The 12208-nt window shown below is 43.8% G+C and carries 12 protein-coding genes; 8 read left to right on the plus strand and 4 right to left on the minus strand.

Going from position 1 to position 12208, the window contains the following annotated elements; translation table 11 throughout:
• Positions 1 to 215: 215 nt before the first annotated feature.
• From J2X69_RS15285 to J2X69_RS15295, 3 genes are all read right to left on the minus strand, one after another.
• Positions 216 to 2402: an acylase gene (locus tag J2X69_RS15285; protein ID WP_310105027.1), complete on the minus strand. Its 2187-nt coding sequence runs from the start codon at positions 2400 to 2402 to the stop codon at positions 216 to 218.
• A gap of 109 nt (positions 2403 to 2511) precedes the next feature.
• Positions 2512 to 2661 (minus strand): hypothetical protein, encoded by a 150-nt coding sequence (locus J2X69_RS15290; RefSeq protein ID WP_310105029.1) that lies wholly within the window; start codon positions 2659 to 2661, stop codon positions 2512 to 2514.
• Positions 2662 to 2738: 77 nt separating this feature from the next.
• On the minus strand, positions 2739 to 3629 hold the full coding sequence (locus tag J2X69_RS15295) for an aldo/keto reductase (protein WP_310105032.1): 891 nt from the start codon (positions 3627 to 3629) through the stop codon (positions 2739 to 2741).
• A 252-nt stretch (positions 3630 to 3881) separates the two neighbouring features.
• On the opposite strand from J2X69_RS15295, the gene pfkA reads away from it, so the two are divergent.
• On the plus strand, positions 3882 to 4856 hold the full coding sequence (pfkA, locus tag J2X69_RS15300) for a 6-phosphofructokinase (RefSeq protein WP_310105035.1): 975 nt from the start codon (positions 3882 to 3884) through the stop codon (positions 4854 to 4856).
• Position 4857: 1 nt separating this feature from the next.
• A complete protein-coding gene (locus tag J2X69_RS15305; protein ID WP_310105038.1) occupies positions 4858 to 5193 on the plus strand; it encodes a hypothetical protein in 336 nt (111 codons plus the stop codon).
• Here the strand turns inward: J2X69_RS15305 and miaA are convergent.
• On the minus strand, positions 5181 to 6089 hold the full coding sequence (gene miaA, locus J2X69_RS15310) for a tRNA (adenosine(37)-N6)-dimethylallyltransferase MiaA (RefSeq protein WP_310105039.1): 909 nt from the start codon (positions 6087 to 6089) through the stop codon (positions 5181 to 5183). The genes J2X69_RS15305 and miaA overlap by 13 nt on opposite strands.
• Before the next feature lie 43 nt (positions 6090 to 6132).
• Between miaA and J2X69_RS15315 the strand changes: the two genes are divergently transcribed.
• The 6 genes from J2X69_RS15315 to J2X69_RS15340 all read left to right on the plus strand — a co-directional run bounded on the left by J2X69_RS15315 (position 6133) and on the right by J2X69_RS15340 (position 12169).
• Entirely contained in the window at positions 6133 to 6882 is a 750-nt protein-coding gene (locus J2X69_RS15315; protein WP_310105041.1) for a response regulator, read from the plus strand.
• On the plus strand, positions 6879 to 7256 hold the full coding sequence (locus J2X69_RS15320; protein ID WP_310105043.1) for a response regulator: 378 nt from the start codon (positions 6879 to 6881) through the stop codon (positions 7254 to 7256). The genes J2X69_RS15315 and J2X69_RS15320 overlap by 4 nt, the downstream gene beginning before the upstream one ends.
• 1 nt (position 7257) lies before the next feature.
• Positions 7258 to 7536 (plus strand): hypothetical protein, encoded by a 279-nt coding sequence (locus tag J2X69_RS15325; RefSeq protein ID WP_310105045.1) that lies wholly within the window; start codon positions 7258 to 7260, stop codon positions 7534 to 7536.
• Positions 7533 to 8297 carry an MBL fold metallo-hydrolase gene (locus J2X69_RS15330; RefSeq protein WP_310105048.1) on the plus strand — a complete coding sequence of 255 codons (765 nt, stop codon included), beginning with the start codon at positions 7533 to 7535 and terminating at the stop codon, positions 8295 to 8297. The genes J2X69_RS15325 and J2X69_RS15330 overlap by 4 nt, the downstream gene beginning before the upstream one ends.
• Complete coding sequence (locus J2X69_RS15335) at positions 8297 to 9877, plus strand: NFACT RNA binding domain-containing protein (RefSeq protein WP_310105051.1); 1581 nt, start codon at positions 8297 to 8299, stop codon at positions 9875 to 9877. The genes J2X69_RS15330 and J2X69_RS15335 overlap by 1 nt, the downstream gene beginning before the upstream one ends.
• 144 nt (positions 9878 to 10021) lie before the next feature.
• A complete protein-coding gene (locus tag J2X69_RS15340; protein ID WP_310105053.1) occupies positions 10022 to 12169 on the plus strand; it encodes a family 10 glycosylhydrolase in 2148 nt (715 codons plus the stop codon).
• Positions 12170 to 12208 lie beyond the last annotated feature (39 nt).

Consider the following 12208-nt stretch of genomic DNA (forward strand, 5'->3'; position numbering starts at 1 on the left):
GCGCTATCATTTGGCTCAAGCCTCTAGCCTTCATGTACACCTCTCTTCGTTCCATCATAGACGGCAAAAAGCACTTGCCGATTTCGGTTTGTTAGCCACAAGCCGAGGCTTTTTTTCAAGAAGGTTTCGACTTTCATGCCTTCGGCAGACTGACTGCCCAACCTGACAAAGGTCTCTGTCAACTGAAAACTGAGACTGATGACTGCCTACTAAAATCACTCCCTCTTCCCCGGCACATAATGCTCTTCTGCCCTAGCCTCCACATCCTCCCGGTAGAACGCTACATCCTTAAACTTACCATCCACATAATCCTGCACTTGGTCATAGAAATGTGGAGAATCCGGATCTGAGCTTTGCCCTCCCGCAAGTATTGACTTGGCTTTTACTTTCTCTCCAAATTCTACCACTGCCACAAAACTATTTCCCCTGTAGCCGTACAATCGTTTGGTACCGGGATAGGTTTTGGCTCCGAAAGCGGCCAAAGCTCCCCAAGTACCGGAAGCCATACCCACAGGAGTATATTCCTTAGAATCGTCGAAGGGCGGATCGATCTCTCCGGTCAAGCGCTGGAATCTATTGATCTCTGACCAAGGCGTTTTCCAGGTACCAAAGTCTGCATTCATCTGATCCAGGGTCTTGCTGAAAGTTGAAAGCAATTCTGTAGGAGAAGGATTTGGGGCTATACTACCCCTCTCATTATTAAAACTGATCAGGTTATTGATATTCCCATGATCTTTCATAAAATTCATCCCAAAAAAATGCGCAAGCGACATAGCCACAGACTCTTTGGAAGTTCGATAATCCCATGATTCCAGCACTTTTATCGGCTCGGTAAATTGAGGATCAGCCACACCCCGCTTCTCATAGGCTTTCAGCAGCATAGGGATCAATTTCCCAAAAGCAGGTAAATAGGAATCGTGGGCCAGTTTCACCAAACTATCCAACGTCAATCCGGAAGTCTCATTTAGCACCTTCACCGCATGAATCCCCCGATAATTCTCCTGATCGGGAGCCATGTAAAACGGATAATCTTCCCGCTTCGGGCTAAACTCACCCGCAGCAGTAAATGGCGTGGAATTACAGTTCTGAATCCAACCTGTGCCGGGATTTAAAATCATTATACTTTCCTCCACCGTATGCAGTCCTTGCCAATCGGATTTGGGATCCGAGCCATCTACCGGATTGGAGAAGTCAAATCCTTCGTTTCTCTTTGGAATAAAATTGCCGTGGAAATAGGCAATGTTTCCTTCCGCATCAGCAAAAACCGTATTGTTGGATGAATTTGTACGGATATCCATCATTTTCTTAAACTCAGCATGATTGCTCAGTTTTGTCCGCGTAAAACTCTGAATAAGGGCGTTTACCGGATCCCAATTGATTTTGGTTGCCACCCATTTATCTCCGGTTTTATGTGTGACCGGGCCATGATGGGTTCTGTAAAAAGTAAATGGCTTCTCCTTCAATTCATTCCCGGACTTATATTTCAATGAAACCTGAAACTCTTCCACCGCCCGGCTTTCGTCACCGTATTGATATTTATATTTTCCGTCTTTCTCAGACACATCTTCCACAAACTCATCTATGAAATCCACCTGGGTAGAGGTATGCATCCAGCCCGTTTTTTCATTAAATCCCTGATAGACAAAAAACTGCCCCCAGGTCACTGCACCGTAAGCATTCAAACCCTCTTCGCTCACCACATGAACTTCTGGTCTGAAATAGAATGAAGTATGCGGATTGATAAGCAGCATGGCATTGCCGGAGTCTGTCATCTTACCATTCAAAGCGATTCCGTTAGAACCCTTTGGCTCATCCAAAAGAGACTGACGGTCAAACCCATCTTCATAAAAAGCCATAACATCAGATTCCTTTTCTGCATAGAAGGCCTGGATCTTTCGAATTGGAATCTGCTCTATATCCCCTCCGATAGACCCTTCACTGAAAAACATCGGCATCCAAGGCTCATAACGTGTAATCACCTGAGGCTTTACTTCCGGATGCTTCGCCAGATAGTAATTCACCCCATCGGCAAAGGCCATACAAAGTTCCTTCAGCCAATCAGGAGCTGACTCGTAAGCAGCTTTTGCTTCAGTTTCGGTCATGTAAAGATTAGCACGGAGGTCACTGTAAATCGCCTCATGTCCTTCCAGCTCGGCCAGTCTTCCCGTGGCCCAGATATAATTACGCTCCACTCTTCTGAAATCATCCTCACACTGGGCATACAGCAGTCCGAATACGGCATCCGCATCGCTTTTTCCATAGATATGGGGGATTCCAAAATCATCCCTTATAATCTCCACCCGACTGGCAGTATCTTCCCAGCGCTCAGTCTCGGTAAGTTCCTTGGGCTCGCAGGACCAGATCAGAACCGGTATAACAAAAAGTAACAGTCTAAATTTCATCTGTTTATATTTTGATTTTTAATGGTCAGATGGAATCTCGCACGGTGAATAATCATCTCTCTGTGTGTCGTCTTCGACATGCTCGATTTCATGTGTTTATAATTGTTTTTCAATGGTCATAACCTGTCCCGTGACGAAGGAAACGGGATAGCCTGTCCCGATTCTCGGGAGAATCTCGCCAGATGGATAATAATCCCTCCGTGTGTTCCCGTAGGTAAGGGATCATGCCTGTCTGTGCCTCAGGTAGGCTCGATTTCATATTTGGGTGTTTTATAAGGCAAAATAAAATAAACTCTTCCAAAATAGACTATTTGTGGAGTTTAGGCAATGGGAATTTTATCTGTGCTGTGTGTAGCGGTTCAGTGGTATTTTCGCTGATATTTCCTTGACTGACTCATCCGATATACTCGCTTGCTGCTCATAAGCAAAAACCAATCTTTCTACCTGCTCCACCGAGCTTGCCCCTACCACCAGAGAGCCAACAGCCGGCTGCATCAATCCAAAGCGGATCAAGAACGCTTCAGGCAAAAGTCCCGAATCCCCAATCAAGTCACGTATCTCTTTAACTTCCGGTGCAGTATATTCCAAAAATGCTTCTTCAGGCTTATTGATCAAAAGCCCTCTTGCAAAAGTACCACGAACCAAAACTCTTGTCTCAGATTCAGCGATCATAGGAAACGCTATTTCCTCAGGCCTTCGATCCAGAGGACTGTATTGCATCATAATAGTGGCAGGAGAACTCATTTCCAGTACCTTTCGAATCACATTTGGACGGATAGAAGAAATGCCAAAAGCCCGGATTTTCCCATGGCTTTTCAGAAGTTCAAATGCTTCCAGTGTTTCCTCCCAAGGATCTTCCACGGTCCCACCGTGCAATTGGTAAATATCTATATAATCGGTCTGCAGCCGCTGCAGGCTTTCTTCCACAGCTTTTAGAATGTAAGACTTCCTAGGATTCCAATCCCATCCACTGCCATCTTCTCTCCACTGATTTCCGACCTTGGTAGCCAGTACGATATCTTTTCGCCTATCCTTGATGGCAGCACCTACAATTTTCTCATTCAAGCCCTTTTGGTACAAATCTGCCGTATCCAAAAAGCTGATTCCTCCCGAAATCGCAGCATCTATAGTCTCCTGATCTTCTTTCAAGTTGCCCTTCAGTGACATGCAGCCCAATCCAATTGGGCTTATCGCGAAGTCCAGTGCAGGTAAGTTTCTTTTATCCATCCACCCAAATTCAGATTTTTAGCACTGGAATTCAAGCTCTTTTCCATAGCTGCATTTATTAAAAGTTTAATAATTTAAGAAACTAAGAGCATTCCTTCTTAAATCCTTATTTTTGAGCATTAAACCTATGAACATGAAATCACGCATGACTCCAATCTCACTCTGTGAAATGGTTATTTGTCATGCGAGATTCCATCCCGTTTCCTTCGTCACGGGACAGGTTATGACCATTGAAAGACAAATTATAATCAGATGAAAAAAATTGCAGTTTTTACTTCCGGAGGAGATAGTCCCGGCATGAACGCCTGTGTGAGAGCGGTCGTTCGTACAGCTATTTTCAAAGGATTGGAAGTATATGGAATCTATCGCGGATATGAGGGCATGATCGACGGTGATATCAAGCGCATGCAGTCTCATTCAGTAAGTAATATAGTACAGCGGGGCGGAACAATCCTGAAATCTGCCAGATCCATGGAATTTAAAACCCCTGGAGGAAGAAAAAAAGCCTACGATAATCTCATCGCTCATGGCATCGAAGGGTTGGTAGCGATAGGGGGAGACGGGACATTTACGGGAGCCAAATTATTTTTTGAGGAATATGGAATCCCTACCATCGGCTGCCCGGGAACTATCGATAATGACCTATATGGCACGGATTACACCATTGGATTTGACACTGCAGTGAATACTGCCTTGGAGGCCATCGACAAAATCCGGGACACTGCCGCTGCCCACGACAGAATTTTCTTTATCGAAGTGATGGGAAGGGATGCAGGATTTATTGCTGTAGAATCAGGAATAGGCGGGGGAGCTGAATTTGTAATGGTTCCTGAGACCAAAACAAACTTGGACGATGTCGTAAAATCCCTGAAAAACCTGCGTAAAAGCAAATCCTCAAGCATCATTGTGGTAGCTGAAGGAGATGAGGCGGGCAATGCCCAGACCATCATGGAAAAAGTGAAAACGAAACTGAATGATCCCGCAAAGGACTTTAAAGTCACTACACTTGGTCATATTCAGCGGGGAGGAAACCCAACTGCACGTGACCGTGTATTAGCGAGCCGATGTGGAATGTCTGCCGTGGAAGGTCTACTTGCCGGTCATCAATATCATATGGCAGGAATCATCAACCAAGAAGTGGTATTCACCCCATTCGCTGACTGTATAGGTAAGACAAAGCATCTGATCGAAGATCATCTTAAACTAATGAAAATTTGTAGCATATAAGATGGGCTTTATACCACTATTTATCATGTTGGGAGGCGGATGCCTCCTATTTTTTCTCACTGTGAAAAATGCCTTGCAGCGCAAAATCAACTATCAGAAAGAGTTGCTGTTTAAGTTGAATTCCTTAAATCCTGCTCTGGGAATTTTGGTGGAAGACTCTTCTGATCCGGACTTGCTGATAGCTGCCCTCAAAGAAAACCAGACAGACAAGAATATCACCGAAAAAGCACTTAAAATCATACGGGAACTTAAAGTCAACCGTATCCAATACAATGCACTGCTGAAAAAAGCCCCTTACAACTGGGTAGGAAAAATTGCAAGTTTTCAGAAAATCTGAGCTTGTATATATGCTAGAATTTCATTCTGCTTCTCCGGAGAAAACCAGCTTATACCCTCATCTTTCTTAAACCAGGTCATCTGTCGCTTGGCATAGCGGCGGGAATTCCTTTTCAGCAACCGGACAGCTTCCTCCTTTTCATATTTTCCCTCAAGATATCCGAAGATCTCTGAGTAGCCGACCGTCTGAAGCGCATTTAGATGTCTTTTGCCAAAGAGCGCATCTGCCTCGTCAAACAATCCCGCCGCTATCATCTGATCCATTCTTAGATCTATCCGGGCATACAATTCTTCCCTGTCCCTCTCCAAGCCGATTTTGATGACTTCAAACGGACGTGGCTTTTTTGATTTCACGCGAAAAGAGCTGAATTTCTTCCCTGTCCCTCTGAATATTTCCAAGGCCCGCATCAATCGTTGAGGGTTCTTTTGATCCACCACTTCGAAGTATTCGGGATCATTCCGGGCTATTTCATCTTGTAGAAAAACAAGTCCTTTTTCCCCGTATTCCTTAATTATTCCGGCACGGATTTCCGGTGCTACCTGTGGCATTTCATCCATTCCATTTACTATGGCATCGGCAAACAATCCGGAGCCTCCCGTCATAATCACCGTTTGATGCTTTTCAAACAATCCCTGAAGTAAAGCCAACGCATCCTGCTCAAACTTGCGGACATCATATTCCTGCTCTATTGACAGACTGTTTATAAAATGGTGCGGAACCTGACTTAATTCCCCTGCATCGGGTTTTGCCGTTCCCAGATTCATTTCACGGTAAAACTGTCTGCTATCGCAGGACACAATTTCAGTTTTGAATTTTTTGGCTAGATTTAAGCATAATTCGGTCTTGCCGACTGCGGTGGGTCCCACCACTAAGATCAAGTAGGATTGATTTGACAAAATTAAATGTGATTAGCTGCAAGCAAAAATCCGAAGTTAAGTCATGAAAAACAAAAAGGTGTTGATTGTAGACAACAATGACTTGAACCGAAAGCTACTTGAAAGTCTTATCGGACAAATATATACCTTCGAGGCGGTTAATACAGGAGTGAAAGCAGTGGAAAAAGCTTATAAAGAAAAGTTTGATCTGATCCTGATGGATATACAAATGCCGGATATGGACGGCGTCACTGCATCAAAAATAATCCGACGCAAGTCTGAATATCAGTGCCCCATAATCGCAATTACTGCTTATTCGGCCGAATCTGCCAAAAAGAATTTTTTGGAATTGGGATTTAGTGATTTGATTACAAAACCCATCCGTCCAAAGGAATTTATGGAGGTGATCTCATCCCATATCACTTCAACCAATGATGACTATCTGCAAGGAAAGGAAGGGGAAGAAAAATTGGTTTTGGATAAAAAAGTAATTCTTCAACTGCAGAAATTCAACTCAATAACCGGCATTAAGGCATTATACACTGAATTCTTGGAAGAATTTGATCAATTAATCGGACATATAGACCTCGCTTTTCAAGAAAAAAACAAGAATACCCTGATTGAATGCCTGCATACAGTAAAAGGCAACTCAGGCACGCTTGGAGCGAATACTATCTATGTGTTATCCAGCGATGCCGATGTGAAAGCGCAGTCTCAAGACTGGACAGCTTTGGAAACAGTACTAAGAAATCTAAAAAATGAGCGTATTATTTTTGAGAAATATCTCGAAGAAGAAACTACTTTTAGCACATGAACAACCCAAAAAAAATTCTTGTAGGGGAAGATAGTTCCGTTATCATCAACTTGACTAAAAGCATTCTCTCATTTGAAAACTATCAAATGAAAGCCGCCAAAAACGGAAAACAAGTTTTAGAGATGTTGGAGAAAGAGGAGTTCGATCTTATTCTTATGGATCTCAACATGCCTGTGTTGGATGGGACCAGCTGCACCAAAATGATTCGTGAGATGAATGATCCCTCCAAATCAAAACTTCCGATCATTGCTATTTCCGGAAATATGCACAACTACACCATGGATGAATTCAGAAGATTGGGTTTTGATGACTTCATCCAGAAACCCCTGGATTACGATAAATTACTCGCTACTGTAAAAAAATTCCTGAGCTGACATGGCTATAAAACACACCAAGCATTTTTTGGACAAACTCGAAAATCTATTCGCTTCATCAGAATACATGCTGCGCTACGAAAAGGGTAACTTCAAATCCGGCTACTGTGTGTTGAATGATGCGAAAATTGTCATCGTGAATAAATATTTCCCCTTGGAAGGCAAAATCAATGCACTTGTAGACATTCTGATCGAATTGAATCTCGATCCTGCAGACTTCAAGGATAAAGCAAACCATGACTTCCTCACCGAGCTGAGACAAACCCAGTTGAAATTTTGAAAATAACTTTTTTAGGAACCGGTACTTCCCAAGGCGTTCCCGTGATCGGTTGCGACTGTCCGGTATGCAACTCATTGGATTTCCGGGACAAGAGATTCAGAGCCTCAGTTTATATCCAAATCGGCAAATTGAGTGTCGTAATTGATACAGGCCCTGACTTCAGAAGTCAAATCCTCAGAGCAGGAATCACCGAGCTCGATGCGGTAATTTACACCCATGAGCACAAGGATCACACTGCCGGTCTGGATGATATCAGACCGTTTAACTTTAAGCAACAAAAGGACATGCCCATCTTTGGAAGGCTTCAGGTACTGGAACAAATCAAACGTGAGTTCGCTTATATTTTCTCAGGAAAAAGGTATCCCGGCGTACCTCAAGTAGAGACTGTTGAAATCGATGAAAACCCTTTTACAATTGAAGGGGTCACCATCACCCCTATTCCTGTTTTGCATTACAAACTTCCCGTTTTAGGCTTTAGAATCGGAGATTTCACCTACATCACTGATGCCAATTATATACCGGAAGACTCATTCAAACTTATAGAAGGCACTGAAATATTGGTCATCAACGCCCTGCAGAAAGAATCCCATATTTCACATTTCACCTTGGGAGAAGCTGTAGAAGTTGCACGGAAAATCGGCGCAAAACAGACCTATTTCACGCACATTTCCCACAAACTCGGCCTCCATGATTCCGTGGATCAGGAATTACCTGAAGGATTAGCCTTGGCCTATGACGGGCTTCAGCTAACTTTGGACTAATGCATCTCAATTATCATTTCCTGAAATACCTGTGCCCTGAACTGGAAAAAGCATTCTCGGGCAAAAAAATCAGTGCCTGTTTTTCCCAAAATAAGGATGAGCTGATCATAGAAACTGAAGACGAAAATGAATCCCGGTACATTCGGGCGCATTTTCTTCCACCTCAAATCTATCTTTCTTTCCCCGAAAATTTCCAGCGGGCAAAACGAAACAGCATAGACCTGTTTAAGGAATTAGTGGGAGAAACTATCGTGGGATGTCAGGTATTAAACTTTGAGCGGGCTTTTTATTTGAAACTAAGTTCAGGCAAGATTCTCCTGTTCAAATTGCATGCAAACAGAAGTAATGTGCTGCTGTACGAAGAAGGAGGAACAGCTCCGGTCAAGATGTTCCGAAATGGCATTGCTGAAGACAGGGACTTGGACTGGAATTCATTGAATAAAAGCTATGATCTGAGTTATGAAAGCTTTGAATCCCAGGAGGGGAATGCTTCCAAATTTCTTCCTACTCTGGGTGCAATTCCGAGAAATTGGCTAAAAGAAAGGGGCTATCCTGATGCTGAAATATCAGCTAAATGGGAGCTTATGCAGGAGCTGCTGGATATGCTCGACACACCGCTTTTTTCGTTGGTAGAAAAGAACGGGGAAATCCATCTGAGCCTTTTACCTGAAGAAAATCCGGTAAAACGTTTCTCCAATCCTATCCAAGCGATCAATGAACTGTTCTATTTAGCTCTGGTTCGGGGCAATTTCGAAAAGGATAAAAACACGTTGCTCAAAAAATACCAAGAGCAACTGAAGCGAACCAATTCATATATCCTAAAATCCACCCAAAAACTGGAAGAGCTGCGCAATAGCCCATCCCCTTCCCAACTTGCGGATGTGATCATGGCAAATCTACATGAATTCCAAGGAGGGAAATTGGAGGCAGAGCTGATGGATTTTTATACAGGGGAACCTGTATCTGTCAAACTCAAGCCAAATCAAAAGCCGCAGGATCACGCAGCTTCCTTGTACAGAAAAAGTAAAAACAGGAAACTGGAATGGGAGCAACTGGAAAAGACAATTGAAGCAAAAATCAAGCAAGCAGCCGAACTCGAATCCAATCTGGAAGAGCTGAATGTCCTTGATGACTTCAGGGCGCTGAAAAACTACAAGAAATCTCATGGAGAGGATAAAGTTCTCCAAAAAGATGCAGTGGTTTTACCTTTCAAGACATTTGAATTTGAGGGCTTCCCTATCTGGGTAGGCAAGTCTGCCCAAGCAAATGATGACATGCTTCGCGGCTATACAAAGAAAGACGATATCTGGCTACACGCAAGGATGGTTCCGGGCTCCCATGTACTCATCAAAACATCAGGGCTTAAAAGCATCCCTATGACCGTACTGGAGACTGCCGCATCCCTGGCAGCCTTTTACTCCAAAAATAAGAATGAGTCACTGGCTCCTGTGATCCATACAGAAGCCAAGTATGTGAGGAAAGTAAAAGGCTCCCCGGCGGGTTCTGTAATGGTAGAAAAAGAAAAAGTTATGATGGTCACTCCCAAGGGGCCGGAGGAGATTTTCGGGAAGGGTGATTAATTGTACCGCTAAGCCATTCCCGCAACTTTTTATATTTCGAACCCTTGAAGGGGTTTTTAGAGTAAAAGCGATTTCTCTATACCAAACGGTAGATTTAATCCATAGCAAACTATATTGTACTATTAAACCTACAATTAACCTTGCATGAAACGATTTTCTCTTTTCCCTATACAGCCTGTCCGTTTGAACATGGTTTACGGGCTGATTTTTTTACTGATTCCCCTTTCCACCTTGGCACAATCCCCGTCATGGCCGGATAGCATATCTTGGTGGAAAGCAAATAATCTAAGGGTAATTCAGACCAATCTCCCTGCATATGAGGCAGAAACCCTGGAAGTGGATTCCCTGATAGCTGATCTGAAAAGCCTCTCTGCCAATACACTTATTATCAATGCCGGGGGAATTATGGCTTTCTATCCTACCCAACTGGAATATCAGTATACCAATCCCTACATGAAGGATACCATGCTGGAGGATGTCATCACCAAATGTCATGAAAATGGAATTAGGGTGATCGTAAGATTTGATTTTAGCCGGGCACATAAAAGCATCTTTGACAAGCAACCCGACTGGTTTTACTTATCTCCCGAAGGCAAACGGATCGTGAACGACGATATGTATGTGATCTCCATCAATGCTCCTTATGAACAAGAGCAACTTTTCAATATCATAGAAGAAGTAATCGACCGCTATCCTATTGACGGCATTTTTATCAATATGCCGGGATACGCTACCAAAAATGCCTACACAGGCGAATACCATGGCATTGATCAGAACCCATATGATGCCAGGCGATTTGCTGAATATAGCGATGGAATGAAGTTGCCGCTGACGGAAGACTACAGCGATCCTGTTTTTGGCAAATATCAAGAATTCAAACAGTATACCTCTGATGACCTGATCCGCCGTGTGCATCAGCTCGTCAAATCAAAAAATGAACAAATTGCCATATGTACCTACTCTGAAAAATATGTGGATATCATCCGCCATGAGTCCCAGACCAATTCCCTGCCTTATTGGCCATATAATGCTTCGGACAATGTGAGCAATACGATCCATTCCTATCCGGATCATATCGTCAGCAATGCCAGTATTCAGCAGATTTCTTTTCAGTCACGGTACAATGCCGTAGAGCCGGAGGAAGTAGCTATTCGGCTCTATGAAAACATCGCCAATGGCTCAGGATTGGATATGAGCATTATGGGGGATTTCCGGGATTATGAGGATGAGCGAAATTTTGATGTGTACAGAGAGGTCTATGCGCTGCATAAGAAATATGAGCCCTATTTTGGAAACTACACTTCTCCCGCAAAGGTAGCGGTGATCGCTCCCGGATCCTGGCCATCCGGTGATGCCGCCCATGAATACAGGGGAGTTCAGCTCATGCTCAAAGAGTCACACATTCAATTTGATATTGTGGAGAAAAGCCAGATTGCGCATTTGGAAGACAAACTCAAAACGTATAAAGTGCTTATCCTGCCAGAAATCACCGCTCTGGATGAAGAATCCCTGGAAGCGCTGGGTAGGATCAGCGAATCGGGCACCAACCTAATAGCCACTAACCGCTCTTTGTCAGACCATCCGGAAATGCTTGAAACCCTCTTTGGAGCCAAAATCAAGCAACTTGATCATGAGGGCAGCGGTTTTTACCTCAATCCGGCGGATAAAAAGCTCTTCACCAGATTTGAGCAACAGAAACTGCTTTTCTGGAAATTCAATCTGGGATTGTACGACTTCCCCTCCGCGGATGAAACAAAACTATCCATATACACTCCCGGCAGGCCCGGGCCTCCGGAGAAAATCGGCGGACATGAGCCCTCAGGCTATTATGCAGTCGGCATAAAAAAACACTCCAAAAGCAACGCCATTCTTTTACCTATCAATCTGGGTAAGCTATACTACCTGCATGGGTACGAGCAGCATAAAAATATCCTGTTGGACTTGATCGAGTATAGCTACCCGGAGGTAAATAAGCTGATCGTCACCGATGCGCATCCACGGGTAGAGGCAATACTGCAAGAATATGCTCTGAATACGCCCGAAAACTATGGGACCAAAAACCGGGAAGGAATGCTGCTGCACCTGGTCAATCTCACAGGATTCAGCGGCAACACCTATTTCAGCCCTCTTCCCGGCTATCAAACCAAATTCAGAATCAAAACAGATTTTGAGCCCGGCAGGATATGGAGTATGATTGCCGGGGAGGAAATCACTTTCAGTTATAAGGACGGCTACACCTCATTTGAATTGCCAAAGCTGGGAGATTATGAAGGAATCGTGCTGGAGCGTTAGCGCCGGAAAATATGTCCCTGTCGGCCTAATTCATACGGT

The organism is Algoriphagus sp. 4150 (assembly GCF_031457395.1).
Taxonomy (GTDB): domain Bacteria; phylum Bacteroidota; class Bacteroidia; order Cytophagales; family Cyclobacteriaceae; genus Algoriphagus.